22 protein-coding genes and 2 riboswitches are annotated in these 21185 nt (G+C 67.5%); of the genes, 11 read left to right on the forward strand and 11 right to left on the reverse strand.

Translation table 11 applies throughout. From position 1 onward, the window contains the following. Positions 1–107: 107 nt before the first annotated feature. A riboswitch (SAM riboswitch) is annotated at positions 108–223 on the forward strand. A gap of 13 nt (positions 224–236) precedes the next feature. The 5 genes from LDO22_RS12275 (at position 237) to LDO22_RS12290 (ending at position 3685) form a co-directional block, all read left to right on the forward strand. Further along, positions 237–512, forward strand: coding sequence for a DUF1737 domain-containing protein (locus LDO22_RS12275; protein ID WP_224023471.1), 276 nt, complete (start codon positions 237–239; stop codon positions 510–512). Further along, the gene (locus tag LDO22_RS12280; RefSeq protein ID WP_224023473.1) at positions 509–919 is read left to right on the forward strand and encodes a rhodanese-like domain-containing protein; all 411 of its coding nucleotides are present in this window, start codon (positions 509–511) and stop codon (positions 917–919) included. The genes LDO22_RS12275 and LDO22_RS12280 overlap by 4 nt, the downstream gene beginning before the upstream one ends. Next, complete coding sequence (locus tag LDO22_RS12285) at positions 920–2128, forward strand: O-succinylhomoserine sulfhydrylase (RefSeq protein ID WP_224023475.1); 1209 nt, start codon at positions 920–922, stop codon at positions 2126–2128. A gap of 64 nt (positions 2129–2192) precedes the next feature. Further along, positions 2193–2672 carry a hypothetical protein gene (locus LDO22_RS21845; protein WP_346347072.1) on the forward strand — a complete coding sequence of 160 codons (480 nt, stop codon included), beginning with the start codon at positions 2193–2195 and terminating at the stop codon, positions 2670–2672. 5 nt (positions 2673–2677) lie between these two features. Further along, positions 2678–3685 carry a DUF222 domain-containing protein gene (locus LDO22_RS12290; protein WP_346347073.1) on the forward strand — a complete coding sequence of 336 codons (1008 nt, stop codon included), beginning with the start codon at positions 2678–2680 and terminating at the stop codon, positions 3683–3685. Positions 3686–3773: 88 nt separating this feature from the next. Here the strand turns inward: LDO22_RS12290 and LDO22_RS12295 are convergent, their stop codons facing one another. From LDO22_RS12295 to LDO22_RS12315, 5 genes are all read right to left on the reverse strand, one after another. Next, on the reverse strand, positions 3774–5000 hold the full coding sequence (locus LDO22_RS12295; protein WP_159630174.1) for a glutamate--cysteine ligase: 1227 nt from the start codon (positions 4998–5000) through the stop codon (positions 3774–3776). 69 nt (positions 5001–5069) lie between these two features. Beyond that, a complete protein-coding gene (locus LDO22_RS12300) occupies positions 5070–6593 on the reverse strand; it encodes a UDP-N-acetylglucosamine 1-carboxyvinyltransferase (RefSeq protein ID WP_224023477.1) in 1524 nt (507 codons plus the stop codon). A 129-nt stretch (positions 6594–6722) separates the two neighbouring features. Further along, positions 6723–7523, reverse strand: coding sequence for an energy-coupling factor transporter transmembrane component T (locus tag LDO22_RS12305; RefSeq protein WP_224023479.1), 801 nt, complete (start codon positions 7521–7523; stop codon positions 6723–6725). Then, positions 7520–9067 (reverse strand): ATP-binding cassette domain-containing protein, encoded by a 1548-nt coding sequence (locus LDO22_RS12310; RefSeq protein WP_224023481.1) that lies wholly within the window; start codon positions 9065–9067, stop codon positions 7520–7522. The genes LDO22_RS12305 and LDO22_RS12310 overlap by 4 nt, the downstream gene beginning before the upstream one ends. Next, positions 9067–9690 carry an ECF transporter S component gene (locus LDO22_RS12315; protein ID WP_018769981.1) on the reverse strand — a complete coding sequence of 208 codons (624 nt, stop codon included), beginning with the start codon at positions 9688–9690 and terminating at the stop codon, positions 9067–9069. The genes LDO22_RS12310 and LDO22_RS12315 overlap by 1 nt, the downstream gene beginning before the upstream one ends. A gap of 67 nt (positions 9691–9757) precedes the next feature. Continuing rightward, a riboswitch (TPP riboswitch) is annotated at positions 9758–9898 on the reverse strand. 86 nt (positions 9899–9984) lie between these two features. On the opposite strand from LDO22_RS12315, the gene LDO22_RS12320 reads away from it, so the two are divergent. From LDO22_RS12320 to LDO22_RS12335, 4 genes are all read left to right on the forward strand, one after another. Then, positions 9985–10527 carry a heme-degrading domain-containing protein gene (locus LDO22_RS12320; protein ID WP_224023483.1) on the forward strand — a complete coding sequence of 181 codons (543 nt, stop codon included), beginning with the start codon at positions 9985–9987 and terminating at the stop codon, positions 10525–10527. Between the two features lie 189 nt (positions 10528–10716). Beyond that, positions 10717–11772, forward strand: coding sequence for an iron-containing redox enzyme family protein (locus tag LDO22_RS12325; RefSeq protein WP_224023485.1), 1056 nt, complete (start codon positions 10717–10719; stop codon positions 11770–11772). Beyond that, entirely contained in the window at positions 11769–12122 is a 354-nt protein-coding gene (locus LDO22_RS12330; RefSeq protein WP_224023487.1) for a CDGSH iron-sulfur domain-containing protein, read from the forward strand. Before LDO22_RS12325 ends, LDO22_RS12330 begins: the two co-directional genes overlap by 4 nt. A gap of 97 nt (positions 12123–12219) precedes the next feature. Next, on the forward strand, positions 12220–12483 hold the full coding sequence (locus tag LDO22_RS12335) for a DUF4235 domain-containing protein (protein WP_159630162.1): 264 nt from the start codon (positions 12220–12222) through the stop codon (positions 12481–12483). Between the two features lie 22 nt (positions 12484–12505). On the opposite strand, the gene mnhG is transcribed toward LDO22_RS12335, so the two are convergent. From mnhG to LDO22_RS12365, 6 genes are read right to left on the reverse strand one after another with little or no spacing between them, the layout of a single operon-like run. Continuing rightward, a complete protein-coding gene (mnhG, locus tag LDO22_RS12340; protein WP_224023489.1) occupies positions 12506–12910 on the reverse strand; it encodes a monovalent cation/H(+) antiporter subunit G in 405 nt (134 codons plus the stop codon). Next, positions 12900–13178, reverse strand: a complete 279-nt coding sequence (locus tag LDO22_RS12345) for a monovalent cation/H+ antiporter complex subunit F (RefSeq protein WP_224023491.1) — start codon at positions 13176–13178, stop codon at positions 12900–12902. Before LDO22_RS12345 ends, mnhG begins: the two co-directional genes overlap by 11 nt. Then, a complete protein-coding gene (locus LDO22_RS12350; protein WP_224023493.1) occupies positions 13175–13720 on the reverse strand; it encodes a Na+/H+ antiporter subunit E in 546 nt (181 codons plus the stop codon). The genes LDO22_RS12345 and LDO22_RS12350 overlap by 4 nt, the downstream gene beginning before the upstream one ends. Beyond that, entirely contained in the window at positions 13717–15324 is a 1608-nt protein-coding gene (locus LDO22_RS12355) for a Na+/H+ antiporter subunit D (RefSeq protein WP_224023495.1), read from the reverse strand. Before LDO22_RS12355 ends, LDO22_RS12350 begins: the two co-directional genes overlap by 4 nt. Beyond that, entirely contained in the window at positions 15321–15926 is a 606-nt protein-coding gene (locus tag LDO22_RS12360; protein ID WP_224023497.1) for a Na(+)/H(+) antiporter subunit C, read from the reverse strand. The genes LDO22_RS12355 and LDO22_RS12360 overlap by 4 nt, the downstream gene beginning before the upstream one ends. Continuing rightward, entirely contained in the window at positions 15923–19039 is a 3117-nt protein-coding gene (locus LDO22_RS12365; protein WP_224023499.1) for a Na+/H+ antiporter subunit A, read from the reverse strand. Before LDO22_RS12365 ends, LDO22_RS12360 begins: the two co-directional genes overlap by 4 nt. A 195-nt stretch (positions 19040–19234) precedes the next feature. Here LDO22_RS12365 and LDO22_RS12370 point away from each other — a divergent pair, with 195 nt between their 5' ends. Then, on the forward strand, positions 19235–20638 hold the full coding sequence (locus tag LDO22_RS12370) for an MFS transporter (RefSeq protein ID WP_224023501.1): 1404 nt from the start codon (positions 19235–19237) through the stop codon (positions 20636–20638). A 63-nt stretch (positions 20639–20701) separates the two neighbouring features. Then, positions 20702–21184, forward strand: a complete 483-nt coding sequence (locus LDO22_RS12375; protein ID WP_159630146.1) for a TrkA C-terminal domain-containing protein — start codon at positions 20702–20704, stop codon at positions 21182–21184. Position 21185: the final 1 nt, after the last annotated feature.

A 21185-nucleotide genomic window follows, 5' to 3' on the forward strand; every position in this document is an offset into this window, starting at 1 on the left:
TTTATCGGCCCATGGGCATAACCCGTGCCGTGACGCGGACGGCTCAATTACGGAACATGACGACGGCGGCGATGCGGCCGGGCGCGGCAGGTGTTACGTTTTTGGGGAGTAATGAGTACCGGCGCCAAGCCCTGACTTGCCGGTCGGCAACCCTCCCTTTCGCGGCGGGGTGCCTCAGGTGAATACTCGGCATATCGACCGATTCGAGCTGCAAGCGTGAGAGAAGGAGATCCGTCGTGTCCGACGCACCCGCCCCTGACGAAAGACTGTCCTACCGCCTGATTACGGGCGCGGACAACCGTGAATTCTGTGAGCGGATCTCCGCTGCACTCGCCGATGGCTACGTCCTGCACGGCAGCCCGGCGGCGACCTTCAACGGCACCACCGTCATCGTGGCGCAGGCAATCGTCCTTCCGGCCGCGATCGCTTCAGCCGACGCCGCCGTGGCCACCGCCGTGGACCAGCTCGATGCCGAATTTGAGGGCGAGTTCGACGGCGAGGGCCACGCATGAGCTACGCGGGAGACCTGACGCCGCAGGAAGCCTGGGCCAAGCTGGAGCAGGGCGCCATCCTGGTGGATGTCCGCACCGAGGGCGAATGGGCCCACATCGGCATCCCGGACACCAAGGCGACGGACAACGATCCCCTGTTCATCCAGTGGACCTTCCCCGGCGGCATCCCCAACCCGGACTTCGTCAAGGACCTCCAGGAGCAGGCGCCGGAGGATCCCCACGCGGAACTGCTGTTCCTGTGCCGGTCCGGCCAACGGTCCATCGCGGCCGCGACTGCCGCCACCCAGGCCGGCTTCACCGCGTACAGCGTGCTGGAGGGCTTCGAAGGCGAGCCCGACCGCTATGGCGAGCGGACCGTCAATGGCTGGAAGAACCGCGGCCTCCCCACCAACCTCGGAAAGAACTAAGTGACCTTCAACCCAGACGCCCCCGGCTGGAACCCCGACACCCAGGCAGTCCGCGGAGGCCTGGACCGCTCCAACTTCCAGGAAACATCCGAGGCCATCTTCCTGAACTCAGGGTTCGTCTACGAATCCGCCGCGGCAGCCGAACGCGCCTTCACCGGCGAGGACGAGCGCTTTGTCTACTCCCGCTACGGCAACCCGTCCGTGGCCACCTTCCAGGAACGGCTCAGGCTGCTCGAAGGCACCGAAGCATGCTTCGCGACGGCGTCGGGCATGTCCGCCGTGTTCACCGCGCTGGGCGCCCTGCTGGCTGCGGGCGACCGGGTGGTGGCCGCCCGGTCACTGTTCGGTTCGTGCTTTGTGATCCTGAACGAGATCCTGCCCCGTTGGGGTGTGGAGACGGTCTTCGTGGACGGCCCGGACCTGGACCAGTGGCGCGAAGCCCTGTCCAAGCCCACCACCGCCGTCTTCTTCGAGTCCCCGTCGAACCCCATGCAGGAGATCGTGGACATCGCCGCCGTCAGCGAACTGGCGCACGCGGCCGGGGCCACCGTAGTGGCGGACAACGTCTTTGCCACTCCCCTGCTGCAGCGCTGCGGGGACCTCGGCGCCGACGTGATCGTCTACTCCGGCACCAAGCACATCGACGGGCAGGGCCGGGTGATGGGCGGAGCCATCCTGGGCACCAAGGAATTCGTCGACGGACCGGTGAAGCAGCTGATGCGCCACACCGGCCCCGCGCTTTCCGCTTTCAACGCCTGGGTCCTGACCAAGGGCCTGGAGACCATGGGCCTGCGCGTCAACCACTCCTCGGCCACCGCACTCCGGCTCGCAGAATGGCTTGAGGAACAGCCGGCGGTGAGCTGGGTCAAGTACCCGCTCCTGAAGTCGCACCCGCAGTACGGGCTGGCGGCAAAGCAGATGAGTGCAGGTGGCACGGTCCTTACCTTCGAGCTCGCTCCTTCCGCCGGACGCACGGGCAAGGAAGCGGCGTTCGCACTGCTGGACGGACTGCGGATCATCGATATCTCCAACAACCTCGGTGACGCAAAGTCCCTGATCACTCACCCCGCCACCACCACCCACCGGGCCATGGGCCCGGAGGGGCGGGCCGCCATCGGCCTGAGCGACGGCGTGGTCCGGCTCTCGGTGGGGCTCGAGGACCCGGAGGACCTCCTCCGCGACCTGGAACAGGCGCTGAAGCAGATCTAGCGGGGGCGGGACCAGATCCGCCTGGCCAAATACAGATGTCAGTGCCTCGTTGGATGATGTCGGTATGGGAACCAGCGGTGTCGGGGTGGTGCTGGCGTCACTCGATGCCTCTGTTGCCGCCCTTGATTCGCTGAACCGTGAGGACTCTTTCCTTGCTGCCGGGGCGGGTGCTGGTGCCGGTATGGATGTGTTGCAGCGTCGGTATGGGATCAGGCTGGAAAGGCTTGAGGTTGCGGCCCGGCTGGAGGCGCAGCTCGCTGCGGTGAAGGCACAGGACACTGCCGAGGCAGTGGAGTTCCAGCGCGCCCTGACCCCGCCGGACGCCTCGATCCATGACCGCACTTACGCTGACATGTCGGTGGTGGAGGAGATCGCCGGTGTCCTGACTATCAGCTCCGCGGCCGCGGGCGCTTTGGTGGACCAGTCACGGCGGATCTGTTCCCTGCCGCCGGTGTTCCAGGCCTTGGCCGCGGGCGCGATGTCGTGGCAGCACGCCCGGATTGTCGCCGACGAAACCGAGGCCTCACCCCGGAGGGCGCGCTGAAGCTGGTGGCGCATTTCTTCGACCCTGACGCACCCCAGCCCGCCCGCGGCGCGGCCCCGGGTGACCTCGTCCCGTCAAGGTTCCGGGCCAAGGTCCGTGGGTGGCGGGAACGCCACCATCCGGAATCGATCGAGAAGCGCCATGTAAAAGGGGTAGCTGACCGGCGGATGGAATACACCCCCGAGCGGGACGGTATGGCCTGGGTCTCGCTCTACCTCCCCGGGGACACCGCCTGCGCCATCTGGAACCGCACCACCGCCACCGCCCGCGGACTCCAAGGTCCCACCGAAGAGCGCACCCTCACCCAGCTCCGCCCCGACATCGCCGCCTCCCTGCTGCTGGGGGCTGGCATGAAGCCCGCAGCCGGGGAGACCGCCGCCCACGCCGAGGAAGACGGTCCCGGCCCCGGCGTTCAGGGCACGCAGGGTGTCACCGGGATCGGGCAGGTCCCCACCCCGCGGGCCGACGTCCTGGTGATGGTGCCCGTATTCTCCCTCCTCGGAGTGACCGATGAACCCGCCGTACTGGATTGTTTCGGGCCGATCCCGGCGTCCATGGCACGGAAACTTGTCGCCGACGGGGCGGAATCGTTCTACCGGGTCCTCATCGACCCCCGCGACGGCGCACCCCTGGAAATCGGAAGGAAGAACTACCGGCTCACCGAGGCCATCAAACGTTGGATCAGGATGCGCGACACCAAGTGCAGCTTCCGGGGCTGCACCAACCGCACCCCCGACAACGAAACCGACCACCTACAAGCCTGGCAACACGGCGGCACCACCAACGTCAGCAACCTGGCCCAACTCTGCCCCAAACACCACCGGCTCAAACACCACAGCCAATGGACACCGGACCCGGCCAACACGAATGAACCACCCGGCTGGACCTCACCAACGGGACGGCACTACAACGCCGAATACCAGGACTCAGAACCAACCCGCTGGCCCCCGGGCATCCTGCCAACACAACGAAGCCCGCTGGAACAGGTCCTTCTACAGCGCCTCGCTACCTAGCACCTGCTTCGCTCCGGGTCTCTACACCTGCCGTTCTACAAGACACCTGAGGTTCTACAAGTCTGCGCGCCTGGCGGCTCTTGCCCCGTCAGGCCTGCCGGACACGCAGCAGCTCGGGCGTGGCCGCCACGTCCGCAAGGTCCAGCGCATCACGCATGGTCAGGTGGACGGCCTGCCGGACCACCGCGCCGAACCCCATGTCCTCCGGCGGTTGCCCCGCCAGGGCCTTGTCGCGGGCGCGGCGCTGTTCAGCGGACCCTGTCCCGCGCGCGATGATGTCCTCCACCCCCTGACGGGCCAATGCGAGCTCGCCCTGTTCGTCAAGGACGGGGGCCAGGTAATCCACCAGGGAACGCACCACATCCGCAGCCGGCGCCGGCCGGAAGTTGCCAAAGTCCAGCAGTTCGCCGCTCAACCCGGCACTGCTGGCCTGCCAGGACGCCATCCGCAGCAGGACGGTGGGAACGGGCGCAGGGTCCACGTCGTCCCGCCACTCCCGGCTGGCGGATTCCACAAGTGCCCGGACCAGCACGGCGATGAGTGCGGCGTCCCCGGCCCGGAGGCATACGTCCGCCACCCGCACCTCCACCGTGGGGTGGTTGCGGGAGAGCCGCGCGTCGAAATAGAGCATGCCCTCGTCGAGCATGACGCCGCTGTCCAGCAGCCGGGTCACCACCCGGCGGTAGGCAGGGTACGTCCCGTAGATGCCGGCCGGGCCGGCTGTGGGCCAGCGGTTCCAGGCCTGGGTGCGGTAGCTTTCGAAGCCGGTGGGGACGCCGTTCCAGAACGGCGAGTTCGCGCTCAGCGCCGTGAGGACAGCCAGTTTGTCGCGGATGCGGTCCAGGACCGCCACCCCTTCCTCCGGCGATTCGATGAAGGTGTGGACGTGGAAACCGCAGGTGAGCTGTTCCTGGGCGGTGAGGCCGAAGCGCTCCAGCATCCTGGCATAGCGCGGGTCGGGTGTGGTGTGGCTGGGCGATGCCACGGGTGAGGTGGCCAGCGCCGCCACCCTGGCTCCGTGCTTCCGGGCTGCCTGGTCGGCCAGCGCCCGGCCTGCCCGGATCTGCTCCAGCAGGCCGCCGTACTCCCGGCACGGCCGGGTCTGCGTCTCGATCTGCTCAAGCTTGAGCTCGGCACTCAGGCCCATCTCGTCGTCGTAATCCGCCTGGTTGCCGGCATGGCGGCCATCCAGGTCCACGGGAAGATCGTCTGCTGCGACGCGGTGGCTGGCGAGGAGGGCGTCGGCCAGGGCAAGCGGCTCCCCTGACTCCGGATCAACGATCAGGAGTTCTTCCTCTACGCCAAATGTACGCATACGAATATTCTGCGGCAGCGGGCGGCCATTGGAACCGTGGCCCGCCGTTCATGACGAAGCGTGAATGGGTCAGTCCTGGAAGTACTCCACCTTGGCGCCGATGGTGTTCAGCCGCTCCGCCAGGTCCTCGTAACCACGCTCGATCACATAGATGTTCCGCAGCTCGGACACACCCCGCGCTGCGAGCATGGCCAGCAGGAGGCAGGCGGCAGGCCGGAGCGCGGGCGGGCAGCCCACCTCGGCGGCGCGCCACTTGGTGGGTCCGTTGACGTAGATCCGGTGCGGGTCCAGGAGCTGCACCTGCGCGCCGAGCCGGTTCAGCTCCGTCAGGTAGATGGCGCGGTTCTCGTATACCCAGTCGTGGATCATGGTCTGGCCGTGGGCGTTCGCAGCAATGACGGCGAAGAACGGCAGGTTGTCGATATTCAGCCCGGGGAAAGGCATGGGGTGGATCTTGTCCTCCGGGGCACGCAGCTCGGAGGGTTTGGTGGTCACGTCCACCAGGCGGGTGCGGCCGTTGCGGGCCATGTACTCGCCCGAAATCTCCAGCTTCTGCCCCATCTGGCCCAGAGTGGCCAGTTCGATCTCCATGAATTCGATGGGTACCCGGCGCACGGTGACCTCGGAGTTGGTGACGATGCCGGCCGTGATGAGGCTCATGGCCTCGATGGGATCCTCGGAGGGGAAGTATTCAATCTCGGCATCGATTTCCGGCTGCCCGGTGATCTTCAACGTGGTGGTGCCCACGCCTTCAATGGTGACGCCGAGCATCTGCAGGTAGAAGCACAGGTCCTGCACCATGTAGTTGGGGCTGGCGTTGCGGATCACGGTCGTTCCGGCGCGGTGCGCCGCGGCCATGATCGCATTTTCGGTGACGGTGTCCCCGCGTTCGGTGAGGACGAAGGAGCGGTCCCGGGTATCGGCGGGCGGCGCCTGCACGGTGTAGAAACCTGCGGTGGCCTCCACTGACAGGTCGAACTCGCGCAGTGCCTGCATGTGGGGCTCCACGGTCCGGGTGCCCAGGTCGCAGCCGCCGGCGTAGGGAAGCCGGTACTCACGGGACTCATCCAGCAGGGGGCCCAGCAGCATGATGACGCTGCGGGTCCGGCGTGCCGCGTCCACGTCCATGGCGTCCAGGTCCAGGACGGCAGGCCGGCGCAGGCGGAGATCCGTGTCATTGAGCCAGGTGCACTCGACGCCGATGCTGGTCAGGACCTCGACGATGCGGTTGACTTCCTCGATCCGGGCCAGGCGCCGGAGCACGGTGGTGCCCCTGTTGATCAGGCTGGCGCACAGCAGGGCGACGCCGGCGTTCTTGCTGCTGTTGACGTCGACGGCTCCGGACAGGGTGCGGCCGCCTTCCACCCGCAGGTGGGTCATCTGCGGCTTGGCCACGTTCACGATGCTGCGGTCAAAGATGTTTTCCAGCCGCTGGATCATTTTCAGGCTCAGGTTCTGCTTGCCCTGTTCCATCCGGGCCACGGCGCTCTGGCTGGTGCCAAGTTCGGCGGCCAACTGCCCCTGGGTCCACCCTTTCTCGCTCCGGGCGTCCCTCAGCATGGCGGCAACGTGTTCAGCGGTCTCCTGGGTCATACCGCGAATATATCATAAATGAGCTATCCAGCCTTCGTGGCAGCCACCCACGGGCGCGGAAGGGGGCTCCAGGAGGGCGGTACCCATTCGGTGCGATAGGGAGCCCCGCCTGTCCCCCGGGCGGGTGGCTTAACTCCCCAGCCACACCATATTCCAGGTACCGGCCGTAACAGCTGCGAAAAGGGCGAGTCCGGCCACCAGGACGCCGCCTGCCACCACCCAGAGGTCCAGCGGGCTGAAGGTGGACCCCCGGGCCCAGGTCCGCCGGCCGCCGCCGAAACCCCTCGCCTCCATGGTGACGGCGAGCCTCGATGCACGGCGGATGGCCTGGACCAGGAGCCCGAAACTTTGCCCGAGTGTCGCCTTCACCCGCTGCCCCAGGCTGCCCCGCGCACCTACGCCGCGGGCACGCCGCGCCATCCCGATGGTCTGCCATTCCTCGGCCATGAGCCCCACCAAACGCATCGCAGCCAGGGTTCCCAGGACGAACCGGTGCGGCAGGCGTGCCTTCTGCGCGAGCGCGTCGGCGAGGTCGGTGGGATCGGTGCAGCTCATCAGGAGCACCGCCGGGAGGGCGATCGCAAAACCGCGCAGCAGGAATCCTATGCCGAGCTGGAGGGAACCCTCGCTCATGGTCCAGATGCCGGCGTCGAGCAGGATCCTGCCGCTGTCCGGCGCCAGGATGGAGGTGCTCCAGCCTCCCACGGCAGCGGCGAGGATCAGCGGCCAGCCGCGCTGCCACAGCAGGGACAGGGTGAGCCCGGCCAGGGGAAACAACAGAAGTTCGAACACCAGGGCCACGGACGCGGACACCCAGTCGATGGACAGCGCCAGGACGGCCGTGATGAGCAGGACGGCCGCGAACTTGCTCAAAGGGTTGGCGCGGGCAAGGAGGGCGTGGTTGCCGCTCAAGGTGAGTTGCTGCCTCATGGCGCCACCGCTTCCGCCACGGCCATCCGCAGTTCCGCCCCGCCCAGCGCCTCCGTGAATTCGGCATCATGGGTCACGGCTACCACCGCGGTGCCGGCATCAAGGAGCTCGGACAGGAACGATGCCAGCTCGGCCCAGGTATTGGCGTCCTGGCCGAACGTGGGCTCGTCCAGGATCAGCACCTGGGGGCTGGCGGCCAGGACGGTGGCCACGGACAAGCGCCGCTTCTCACCGCCGGAGAGCGTATAGGGGTTGGCGTCCACCAGCTGGGTAAGGCGCAGCCGCTCCAGCAGTTCCTCAACCCGGTCCTCGCCGTGCCCCAGGTGCCGGGGGCCGAAGAGCAGCTCGTCAAGCACCTTTCCGGTGACGAACTGGTGCTCCGGCTCCTGGAACACCGTGCCCACCCGCGAAATCAGCTGCTCGGCCTTCCACTTGTACGGGTCGATGCCGGCACCGCGGCTGAGGTCCAGCGTCGCGGACACTTTTCCGGACACCGGCTCAAGCAGCCCTGCGAGGGTCAGCGCGAACGTGGACTTGCCGGCACCGTTGGCGCCGGTGATGGCAAGGGCCTGCCCGGCACGGATCTGCGCGGACACGCCTTCCTGGACCGGGACCGGCGGGATCTTCCGGAAGCCTTTGCGGCGGGGGCGTTCGCGGGAGACGCCCAGCTGCTCCGCGGCCAGCAGGAGGCTGCCTGCACCGGGAGCCGGGACGGCGGCGCGGGCGCGTGTGGCCGGCACATACCCGGGCACCCAGACGCCCGCTGCGGCCAGCATGCTCCGCGCCTCCGTAAGGACGCGGTCCGGCGGCCCGTCCAGGAGCACTGCAGGATCCGCGGCGGAGCCGGGCTGCAGGACCACGATCCGGTCCACGAGGTCCTTCCAGACGGACACCCGGTGCTCCACCACCACCAGCGTCGCCCCGGTTTTGTCCAGGGAGCGGGCCACGGCGTCGCGGACCTCCAGCACGCCGTCCGGGTCCAGGTTGGCGGTGGGCTCGTCCAGCAGGATCAGTCCGGGACGCATCGCCAGGATGCCCGCCAGCGCCAGGCGCTGCTTTTGGCCGCCGGAGAGGGCCGACGTCGGGTGGTCCAGCGGGAGGTGGGCGAGCCCGACGTCGGCAAGTGCCTCGTGAACGCGCGGCCAGATGGCGTCGCGGGGCACCGCAAGGTTTTCGGCGCCGAAGGCGACGTCGTCCCCCACCCGCGACAGGACCACCTGGGTCTCCGGGTCCTGCTGCATGAGACCGGCGCGGCCGCGCCGTGCCCGGGGCGGGGCTCCGTCAACCAGCAGCGAACCGGACTCGTCGGCGTCGCCTGCCTCGCCGTCGTCGTTTATGTCTCCCAGGACGCCGGCAAGGGCGTGCAGCAGCGTGGACTTTCCGGCGCCGGAGGGCCCCAGCAGGAGCACCCGCTCCCCGGGGGCGATGTCCAGGTCAAGGCCGTGGACGGCGGGCTTGGCCCGTCCGGCGTGCCGCCATCCCCAGCCGCGGGCGGCGATGGCGGCAGGCTGGATCGTGCCGGAGGCGTCCTGGGAGGGTGCCATCAGGAGAAGACAGGCTCCGTGGCAGCCTTACGGGACGCGAAGGAGCTCAGCACGCCGGTGCGGGCCAGGCCGCGGGTGGCAAGCCAGGACAAAGCGCCCGCCAGGATGGCCCCGGAAAGGGTGGTCAGCACGATGTAGGCGAGCTTGTCCGCGCCGGAGTAGGCAATGTTCCAGCCCCACGGGGCAAACGAGTCATTCAGGCCGCAGAAGAACCCTGCCGCGGCGCCGGCCAGCAGCGATACAGGCAGGTTGAACTTGCGGTAGACGAAGATCGCGAAAATGATTTCCGCGCCCAGGCCCTGGATGAAACCCGAAAACAGGACCGAGGCGCCGTACTGGGAACCCATCAGCAGTTCGCCGGTGGCGGCTACGGTCTCGCAGAACAGGGCGGCTCCGGGCTTGCGGATGATGAGCATGCCCAGCACCCCGGGAATCATCCAGCCGCCGGCGAGCAGTCCGGTCAGGGGCGGGTAGGCGGCGTTCATGGGGGCGGACAGTGCGGCGGCCCCCTGGTCCCATGCCCAGAAGATGACACCGCCCGCGATGGCCACCAGGGCGGCGACGACGATGTCCACGACGCGCCAGGACTTACTGGTGGTCTTCTTGATTGCTGCAGTACTCATGTGATCCTCCTGGGAAACAGGAGGGGAAAGTGGACCCGGCTGCGGGCCTGTGGCCGTGCATCCGCGACACTTTGAGAACTCGACTCCCTTGCGCCGGTACTAACCGGATCAGGTTCGAGGGTCTGCGGCTGTCCGCACTCTCAGCGCCCACCTGCGGTGCCCGGCCTGTGCCAGGATGCCCGACGGCGGCGCTCCCCTGTCGTTTTTAGTGTTGCTTTGTGGTTGGGTAACGCTGTTAATTTCGCCCAGTTGGGCGTGGTCAAGTTTACACCTGGCAGGAGTAGATTGAGGGCCATGACCGCCAATCCACCGGATGTGACCGGGTTCGATCCTGATTCCAGCGACGCCCAGCCGGAGGGCTCACTGGAGGCGCAGATTGCCCGCATCGAGGCGGAGGTCCGGGAGCTCCAGTTCCCCGGCTTCTCGCTGGACGATGCGTTGAACCTTGGCCTGCTCCTCGTTGAACTGGGCAAGGAGCGGTCGTTGCCCATCGCCATCGACATCGCCAAGGGTGAGCAGGTGCTGTTCCATGTCGCACTTCCTGGCGCCACGCCTGACAACGGCCACTGGATCCGGGCCAAGCAGCGCACTGCCCTCCGGTACGAGGCACCCTCCCTCCTGGTGGGACTGCGTGGCCGGCTGGGCGGCGGCCGGATCGAGGACAACGCCTGGTTCGACCAGTCCCGCTATGCGGCACACGGGGGCGCGTTTCCGATCCACGTCACGGGCGTTGGGGTGGTGGCTTCCGTGGCGGTGTCCGGACTGCCGCAGCTGCAGGACCACGAACTGGTGGTTGAGGCACTGCGCGACATCCTGGGGTCGGCGCTGGACGAGTAGCGCCGGCCAACCAGCCCTGGCTGACCAGGCGCAGCGGGACAAGCACCCGTACATGCCAGGCGGCACCAGGCCGCTTAGCTTTCATTAGTAATCATGCTTACTATGTTGTCCCCGGGGTACGACCACCACAGGGAATGGGAGCACCTTCGGCGTCCCTTCCCGGAACCGGCGCGGCAACCAAGGAGCACCATGAGAATCCCGGACACCAGAGGCCCCATCAGCAGCGCCCTCTTTGCGGCCCTGTCCAAGGCCCCTGATGCAGCCACGCCCGAGCTGGACGGGCTGCATTGGCTGGTCGCGGGGCAGGTGGCCCGAACCGGTGACATCATCGCCGGCGAAGACATCCAGCTGTCCCTCTTTTGCCTCTACGAACTGCATTATTCGGGCCTGGACGGGGTCAGCGACGCCTGGGAGTGGGAACCTGCCCTGATCAGGGTCCGGCGCCTGATCGAGGAACCCTTCGAAGCCGCCCTTCGTGCCGCCGCACGCCAGGCCGCCGGTGATGCCGACCTGGCCGCCGGGATTGCCATGACCAGCGATGCCGTTGCCGACGTCCTTTTTGGCCTCGCCTCTATGGACACCGGTCCCAGCGTTTCCCGCTTTGTCGCACGGAAGGCAAGCCTGGAGCAGCTCAAAGAGTTCCTGATCCACAAGTCCGTGTACCAGTTGAAGGAAGCCGATCCACACACCTGGGCCATTCCGCGGCTCACCGGCCGGGCGAAGGCTGCCCTCGTGGAAATCCAGGCGGACGAATACGGCGGCGGCAGGCCGGAACGGATGCACAGCGCGCTGTTTGCCCGGACCATGCGCGGGCTGGGCCTGGACGACAGGTACGGCGCCTACGTCGACACCATCCCGGCCGTCTCCCTCGCATCCGTGAACCTCATGTCGCTGTGCGGCCTGAACCGGCGGCTCCGCGGGGCCATCACCGGACACCTGGCCATCTACGAAATGACCTCATCCCAGCCCAACCGTTTCTACGGCAACGGATTCCGCCGGCACGGTTTCGCCGCGGACGTCACCCACTACTTCGATGAGCATGTGGAGGCCGACGCCGTGCATGAGCAGATTGCCGGGCGGGACCTCGCCGGCGGCCTGGTTGAAGCCGAGCCGAAGCTCCTTGCGGACGTCCTGTTCGGCGCCACCGCCGTCATGGCGATCGACGGCCGCGTCTCCGCCCACCTCCTGTCCTCCTGGGAAGCCGGGGAAACATCGCTCCGGGCGGCCGTGCCGGCGGCAGCGTGACAAGCTCGCGGCAGGCCTACGACGATTCTGCGAAGCCGCAGCGGCTGGGCGCCGAGGAAACCGGAAACAACGATGAATGTGGTGCAGGCATGAACCCCGAACAGCATGGAACACGGCCGGACGTGGAGCAGGAACCCGCCCCCGGCTCAATCGTGGTGTGCCCCGATGGTCCCCTCATTGTCAGGGGCGACTTCGAGATCGTTACCCCTTCCGGCGACGCCGTGCCCAGGGAGCGGAGGACCGTCGCCCTGTGCCGGTGCGGGGCGTCCGCCATCAAGCCCTATTGCGACGGCACCCACAAGATGATCAAGTTCCGCACCGAACCCAAGGCCGGCCAGCCCCCGGCCTGACCACAGAGCCGCCCGCCGGCCACGCCCTGCCCGGACCAGCCCGGGTGTGAGGCTAGGCTGGAACCAGTCCGTTTTCCGCCCGCAAGGAGTACCAGCAATGAACCTTCTCATCAAACTGCTCGGGACCGCCGTGAGCCTCGGCGCAGGCCTGGCCGGCACCAAGCTGGTCAACACCATCTGGGAAAAGACCACGGGGCAGAAAGCACCCACCGGCAAGAACGAGGACGTCCCCACCAGCCTCCGGTCTGCTTTGACCTTCGCGCTGATCTCGGCGTCTGTCAGTGCCATCATCCAGGTCCTGGCCAACCGCGGCACCCAGCGTGCCATCACTCGCTTCGCCAAGACGCAAGACATCGTCTAGCTGCCCAAAGCTTCGCTTAGCGTTACCGGCCGTCGTCGGAACTGTCCTCCAGGGCGGTCTCGGCGGCGGCTTTTTGCACCACGGCTTCCAGCTCGTCGGCCGTGAGCAGCTCCCTGTGCAGGTGCTTGGTGCGGTATCCGGCCCGGCCCACCATGTGGGCGGACACGGGCACCGTGAGCAGCTGGAAGATCCATGCCACAGCCAGGACCGGCCACACCCACCAGGTCCGCATCTGCAGCCCAATGGCGGCCAGCAGCAGGAACAGGCCCAGGACCTGCGGCTTGGTGGCGGCATGCATACGGCTCAGCAGGTCCGGGAAGCGCAGCAGGCCAATCGCCGCGCCCAGGGACATGAGCGCGCCCACCACCATGAACACGGCCGAGACAGCGTCGATCCAGGCATCCGGCCCGGAAAAGTCAGGATTCATTGGGCTTCACCCTCCGGTCCGCCACGAACCGGGCCACCGTCACGGACCCGATGAACCCGATGATGGAGATGGCCACCACCAGCATCAGGTTGTTCAAGTGCCGGTTCACTGCCATATCCACGCACAGCGCCCCGCCCAGGATGGCGAGCAGGACGTCGGCTGCCAGGACACGGTCCAGCAGCGACGGGCCGCGGGCGATCCGGAGGATGGCACCCGCCGCGGCCAGCGAGAAAATGACGGCCGTGACGGCCAGGACAACGTTCATCATGCGGTGGCCTCCATTCGCACTTCTTCAAGTTCCTCGCGGCTGCCCATGATGCGGATCAGGCCGGCTTCGATGGAACGGACTTCGTTCCGCAGGCCCTCCACGTCCTGTTTTGAGGTGATGTTGAGGGCGTGCAGGTAGAGGGTGGACGTGGAACGGTCCACCTCCACCACCAGCGAGCCCGGGATCAGGGAGATCACATGGCCGGTGGCGGTGACGATCAGGTCCTGGTGGCTCCTCAGCTTCACCGCGACGACGGCGTTGGTCACCTTGGGTCCGCGGGCCGTTGCCAGGTACAGCACCTGGGCGCTGGCCACCACCACCTTGCCCACGAAGGCCAGCGCGAAGGGCACGGCGTAGAGGATATTGAAGCGGCCGCTGAGCTCCACCGGCGGAAGGTAGAAGAGCCGGGCCACGCCCACGGCCAGGAGGGCACCGAACAACAGGTTTCCGGGGCTGAAATCCTGCCACAGGGCGCCCCAGACGATCACCAGCCAGACCAGCAGGGGCAGCTCCTGGCGCAGCGAAATGCGTTTGCGGCTCATCGCCCTCCTCCCCCGGCGGTTGTGCCCGGGACGGAAGTACCGTCGCCCAGCACCGCCTCGATGTACGGCGTCCGGTCAAGCATGTCCCGGGCGGCCCGGTCCGAGAGAGCGAACAGCGGTCCGGCAAAGACGGTCAGGGCAACGCCGAGCACCACCAGGCCCGCTGTCGAACCCACCATGGTGCGCGGCAGGAGCGTCACGGTGTTGTTGACCTTGGCGCCTGGACCGGAGAGCCTCGCCACGGGAGGGGCCAGGAGCACCGGGTCCGGATGTTCGGCGTCGGTGGGGCGGCGCCAGAACGCGCGGTTCCAAACCCTGGCGATGGCCAGCAGCGTCAGGAGGCTGGTCACCACACCGCCGATCACCAGCGCATAGGCCAGTGGTGTGCCCAGCTGGACGCCGGCCTGCAGCAGCCCCACCTTGCCAAGGAACCCGGAGAACGGCGGGATGCCGGCCAGGTTCATGCCGGGAATGAAGAACAGCAGGGCCAGCATGGGCGAGAGCTTTGCGAGGCCGCCCAGCCGGTCCACCGACGAGCTGCCGCCGCGGCGCTCGATCAGGCCGGTCACCATGAAGAGGCTGGTCTGGATGGTGATGTGGTGCGCCACGTAGAAGACCGCCGCCGCCAATCCCACCGCGGAGGACATGGCCAGCCCGAACACCATGTAGCCGATGTGGCTGACCAGGGTGAACGAGAGGAGCCTCTTGATGTCGCTTTGGGCCAGCGCACCCAGGATGCCCACCACCATCGTCAGCAGCGCCACCACCATCAGGGGCGTGTTCAACGTGTCGCCGGGGAACAGCAGCGTCTCGGTCCGGACCATCGCGTAGACGCCCACCTTGGTCAGCAGGCCGGCGAACACGGCGGTGACCGGCGCGGGTGCCGTGGGGTAGGAGTCGGGGAGCCAGAAGGACAGGGGAAAAACGGCGGCCTTGATGCCGAAGGCCACCAGGAGCATCACATGCAGCAGGGTTTTGGTGCCCTGGTCCAGTTCGCCCAGCTTGATGGCCAGGTCAGCCATGTTCACCGTTCCCGTGGCTCCGTACACCATGGCGATGGCAATCAGGAACAGCACCGAGGACACCACGGACACCACCACGTAGGTGACGCCGGCGCGGATGCGCGGCCCGGTGCCGCCCAGGGTCATCAGCACGTAGCTTGCCGTCAGCAGGATCTCGAAGCCGACGTAGAGGTTGAACAGGTCCCCGGACAGGAACGCGTTGGACACCCCTGCCACCAGGATCAGGTACGTGGGGTGGAAGATCGAGACCGGTGCGTCGTGGTCGCCGTCGGCCATGCCCTGCCCTGTGGCGTAGACCAGCACAGCCAGGCTCACGGCGGAGGACACCACCAGCATCAGGGAGGAGAACTGGTCCACCACCATGACGATGCCAAACGGAGGGATCCAGCCTCCGATGGTCACCGCGGCGGTGCCGTCATTCCACGCGGAGGCCAGCAGGAGGCATTCGAGCGCCAGGGTCAGCGACAGCAGGGCGATGCTCACCGCGCGCTGGGCCCTGGAGTGCCGGATCAGCAGGAAGGTCAGGGCGGCGCCCAGGATGGGAAGTACGACGGCGAGCGGGGCAAAGCTTGCGATGTTCACTTTCCGCCTCCTTCCGGGCTGGGATCAACGTTGAGTGAGCCGGGCTTTTCCTCCGCGGCAGCGTGTTCTGCGGGCATCTCCCGGCCGCCGGCCACCAGCGTGGCCACCGGCTGGTCCGTTTCCTGGCCGGCATCCGCTCCGGACGGTCCGTGGTCTGACACATTCCGGCCGTCGGAACCGAGCATGGTGAGCGGGAATTCGGAGGTTTCCGCGGGGACTTCGGCGTCGTCCTCCGCGTCGAAGCTGGGGGTCTCCGCCACCCTGAGGTCCTCAACGTCATCCTGGATGTCGTCCTGGCGGGCCAGCACCCACGTGCGGTAGATGATGCCCAGCATGAATGCCGTGACGGCGAAGGAAATCACGATCGACGTCAGGATCAGGGCCTGCGGCAGTGGATCGTTGTAGTCCTGGGCAGGTGTGTCCTTGGAGAACAGCGGCGCCAGGCCTGCATATCCCCCGGTGGCGAGAATCAGGAGGTTGGTGGCGTTGGCCAGCAGCATCAGCCCCAGCAACACCCGCGTCAGGCTGCGTTCCAGGATCAGGTAGATGCCGCAGGCGTACAGCGCTCCCATGACAATCAGCAGGGTCAGGTTGACGCTCATGCGTGGCCCTTTGCGGTGGTTTCGGCAGGAACCCCGTCCGGTTCCTGGTCCAGGCGGCCGGATCCTTGCTCTTCCCCGGCCCGGTCCGGCTCCCGGCCCTGGCCGTGGTCCGGTTCCTGGTGCGGCTCCTGCTCCTGGTCCGGTTCCTGGTCCTCGCTCCCGGGCCCGGACTGGTCCTCCAGGTGTTCATCGATCTCGGCTCCGAGGCTGCGCAGCACGTCAAGCACCAGGCCCACCACCACGATGTAGACGCCGATATCGAAGATGGTGGAGGTGACGAACTTGATGTCCCCGAAGACGGGCAGCCACACCTGGATGATGGCGGACTGGAAGACCTGGCCGCCCAGCAGCAGGGGCATCACCCCGGAGGCGGCCGCCAGGGCCAGGCCAATGCCCAGCAGCGCGCCGGCACTCAGGGGCGCCGCCTCCCGCAGCTCGAACCGGCCACCCGCCAGGTACCGGATGGTCAGGGCCAGTCCCGCGGTGAGGCCGCCGGCGAATCCTCCGCCGGGCAGGTTGTGGCCGGCCAGCAACAGGTACAGCGAGAAGATGATCATGGAGTGGAAGATCAGCCGGGTGACCACCTCGAAGATGATGGAGCGGCGTTCCGGAGCCAGGGTCCGCCCTGCCACAATCCAAACGTCCCGGGTGGAGGCTGCGAACTTCCGGCTGATGGCCAGCGCCGCAGCGTCGCGGGAGCCGGGGTCGACACCGGGGTGGCGTCCCACGGTGCCTGCTGCGACGGTGGCGGACGCCTGCAGCCTGTCGCCCCGGCCGCGGACGAAGATCAGGCTTGCCACTCCGGTGGCGGCCAGCGCCAGGACGCTGATCTCGCCGAAGGTGTCCCAGGCGCGGATGTCCACCAGGGTCACGTTGACCACGTTCAGGCCCCCGCCGCCTTCATAGGCGAGCTGCGGAAACTGCAGGGACACGGGGATGGCGGTCCGGGCGCCCATGGCGAAAATCGCGGCGAACACCATGGTCACGCCGAAGCCCAGCCCGATGATCACCCGCAGGACCCGGTATTTCCCGCCGGTGCGGTCCCGCAGTTCGGGCGGCAGCCTGCGCATGGCCAGGACAAAGGCCACCAGGATGATGGTTTCCACCAGCATCTGGGTCAGGGCCAGATCCGGGGCACCCTGCAGGGCAAACACCAGCGCGATGCCGTACCCGGTGACGGACACCATGAGCACGGCAAGGAAACGTTTGTTGGCCTTGACGGCAGCCAGGGCGCCGATGACGATGCCCACCCCGGCCACCAGCTGCAGCGGCGAGTTGGGGTCCACAAGGTAGATGTCCTGCGGCAGGGCGTTGCCGCCAAGCAGGATCGCGGCCAGCGGCAGGACGAACGCCACGCTCAGGATGACCGCGAGGTAGAAGTACAGTGAACCGCGCTGGGTCCGGCCGGTGATCCAGACGGCCGCGTCGTCCAGCGCGCCGATGGTCAGTTGGTAGGCGCGGTCGGCGTCCACCCAGGCCGGGACCAGGGACTGGGCCCGGGCCACTGCGCCGCGGCCAAAGTACATGGCCAGGCCGAGTGCGAAGGTGACGGCCGTCAGCCCCAGTGCGGGTGTGACGCCGTGCCACAGCGCAAGGTGGCCCGCCTGCGCTGCCGCGGTGCCGGCGTCGGGCGCTGTGGAAGCGAACAGCGCGGCGTACGGCTGGATCCAGGCGTCCACCGGCACCGGCCAAAGTCCGTAGGCGATCGTCAGGAGGCTGAGGACCGCGGGAGCGGCCAGGAAAGAGGGCCTGATGGCCTTGAACGGGGTGGGGTCCACGCCGGGCTTGACGGCGAACGCGCCCCACATGAAGCGGGCGCTGTAGGCGAAAGTGAGGATCGAGCCCACCACTATTCCCACCAGCACCACCATGCCCCACGGCCCGGCGTGCGGGTCCGCGGCGTGGTGCACGAATGCTTCCAGCACCGATTCCTTGGCCACAAAGCCGGCCAGCAGCGGAACGCCCGCCATGGACGCAGCCCCGATGCCGGCCACGATGCCAAGGGCCCGGGAGGAGCGGAAGACGCCGGACAGTTTACGGACGTCGCGGGTCCCGGACTGGTGGTCGATGATGCCCACCACCAGGAACAGCGTGGCCTTGAACAGGCCGTGCGCCAGCAGCATGGCCAGGCCCGCCAGGGCGGCGTCCGGCGTTCCCAGGCCCACCACCATGGTGAGGAAGCCCAGCTGGCTGACGGTGCCGTAGGCCAGGATCAGCTTAATGTCGGTCTGCCGCAGCGCCCGGTAGCCGCCCACCAGCATGGTGGCCAGGCCCAGCCCCAGGACCACGGGCTGCCAGAACGCCGTCTCCGAGAATCCCGGGGCAAGCCGCGCCACCAGGTAGATGCCAGCCTTCACCATCGCCGCGGCGTGCAGGTATGCGCTCACGGGGGTGGGGGCCGCCATGGCGCCCGGAAGCCAGAAGTGGAACGGGACCAGCGCGGATTTGGTGATGGCACCCACCAGGATGAGGACGACGGCGGCGCTCACCATGGTGCCGGCCGTCCCGCCGGCCAGCGCCGGGGCCTGCTCCAGGATGGCGGAGATGCTGTAGGTTCCGGCGGCATTGCCCAGCATGATCAGGCCCACCAGCATGGCAAGGCCGCCGGCGGTGGTGACCATCAGCGCCTGGAGTGCGGAGCGGCGGGCCGCAAGCCGGGTCCGGGCAAAGCCGATCAGCAGGTAGGACAGGATGGTGGTCAGTTCCCAGAAGATGAACAGCAGCAGGAGGTCGTCCGCGGTGACCAGGCCGAACATGGCACCGGCGAACGCCAGCAGCTGGGCACCAAAGGCGCCCAGGTCCTGGTCCTTCCGCTTGAAGTAGCGCGCGCAGTAAACCAGGACCAGGGACCCGACGCCGAGCACCAGCAGGGACATCACCCAGGCCAGCGCGTCCATGCGGAACGACAGCGAAAGGTGGAGGCTGGGGATCCATTCGAGGACCCCAGTGACGGCACCGGGTCCGGAGTAGATGGGGTTGTGCTGGAACATCAGCCAGCCAAAGGAAACCGCCGGGACGGCAGCCAACGCGTAGAAGGCGTTGCGGCCCCAGACCCTGAAGAGGAAGGGCGCGAGGACAGCCACCGAAAAGTGCACGGCAAGGACTGTGATCACTGTATTCTCCGCAACGTCAGGGATTCGATTGTCAAAAGTTGGAGCAGGCGGCAAAAAGTAAGGTTCGGGAGGGTTCAGTTTACCAAGGCCGGTCCGGTACCCTAGGCGGTTTTACCTCCACCCAAAGCCGGAATCCCCGGCGACAAGGGCCCGCGCTCCCGTGGGTGTTCGCCACGGGCGGATACGATGCATCCTATGAACAGCGCCAGCGCTCCAGGGGCGATGCAGCCCGCCTCGGATCTTGTTGCCGGAACCGGGTCCTCCACCAAAGGGCAGGTCCTGGCCTGGGCCTCCTGGGACTGGGGCTCGGCGGCCTTCAACGCCGTCATGACCACCTTCGTCTTCACCGTCTACCTGACGTCCAACGCCTTCGGTGGCGAGGACAGTGCCTCCGCAGTGCTGGGCGGCGCCTTGGCGGTTGCCGGGTTCGCCATCGCGCTGCTGGCACCGGTCACCGGCCAGCGCTCGGACGCAGGGGGCCGGCGCAAGCTGTGGCTGGGAGTCAACTCGGCCGTCGTCGCCATCCTCACCGCCCTGTGCTTCTTCGTGTTCCCGCACCCGGAATTCCTGCTCCTCGGCGTATCCCTGATCGCGCTGGGCAATGTCTTCTTCGAATTCGCCGGCGTCAACTACAACGCCATGCTCGCGCAGGTGTCCACCCCACGGAACATCGGAAAGGTCAGCGGTTTCGGCTGGGGCGCCGGCTACCTGGGCGGCATCGTGGCACTCCTGATCGTCCTGCAGCTGTTCGTCCAGCCTGCTTTCGCATGGTTCGGCGCCTCCACGCAGGACAGCCTCAACATCAGGCTGGTGGCGGTTTTCTCCGCCCTGTGGTTCTTCGTCTTCGCGCTCCCCGTCCTGTTTGCCGTCCCTGAACTGCCCCGCTCAGGGCAGACGGCGCGCCTGGGGTTCCTGGCCAGCTATGGGCTGCTGTTCCGGCGGATCAAGGCCATCTACGCCACCAGCCCGCATACCATCTACTTCCTCCTGGCCAGCGCCGTGTTCCGGGACGGCCTCGCCGCCGTCTTCACGTTCGGCGGCATCATCGCTGCCGGCACCTTCGGCTTTGCCCTCTCCCAAGTCATCTTCTTCGCCATCTTCGGGAACGTCGTGGCAGCCATCGGCGCGGTGATCGGCGGGTTCCTGGACGACAAGGTGGGACCCAAGACGGTCATCACCGGTTCCCTGGTGGGCCTCCTGGTTGCCGGGAGCGCAATCCTGGTCCTGGGAAACGGCAACTATTCCGTCTTCGGCATGGAGTGGGCGGGCAGCACGACGTTCTGGGTCTTCGGGCTCTTCCTCTGCCTGTTCGTCGGTCCCGCCCAATCCTCCTCCCGCGCCTACCTGGCACGGCTGGCACCGCATGGCGAATCCGGTGAGCTGTTCGGCCTCTACGCCACCACCGGACGGGCCGTCAGCTTCCTGGCGCCCGCTCTCTTCACGCTCTGCATCACCGTGGCCACCCCGCTGGTGCCCGCCGGGCAGGCGCAGCGGTGGGGCATCCTGGGCATCATGGTGGTCCTGCTCGCCGGACTGCTGGTCCTGCTGCCGGTAAAGGCGCCGGAACGGGCACCCATCGCCGTGGTCCCCGCCAGCTGAAACCATCGTCCGGCCCTGTTCCGGACCCCGGCGGGATGTTGCCAGGCAGACTAGGCTGGAGTCATGAACGTGGATGAAACGAACCTCCCCGGGCTGGGCCGCCGGAAGGATTTCATGACCGCCTCCGGACGCCGCATCGGCGTGGTGGAACTCCGGGAAGGCCAGACGGAACTCATCGTTTCCACCTGGGACGACCCCGATACCTGCCAGGCTTCGATTCCGCTCACCAGCGATGAAGCAGCCACCCTGGGCAACCTCCTGGGCGGCATGCACCTGGCCATGAAGCTCGCGGAGGAGCACAAGGACGTCCCGGGCATCGTCACCCGGCAGTTCTCCATTGCAGCGGACTCCCCGTTCCAGAACCAGCCCATGGGCAAGGCGTCCATCCGCACCCGGTGCGGCGTGTCGATCGTGGCCATCATGCGCGAGGGTGAGGTGCTGCCTTCGCCCGGACCCGACGTCGTCCTCCACCCCGGCGACCTGCTGGTGGCAGTGGGCACCCAGGAAGGCCTCGACTCAGCGGCCGACATCCTGCGCCACGGCTAGT

The organism is Arthrobacter sp. NicSoilC5 (assembly GCF_019977395.1).
Taxonomy (GTDB): Bacteria; Actinomycetota; Actinomycetes; order Actinomycetales; family Micrococcaceae; genus Arthrobacter.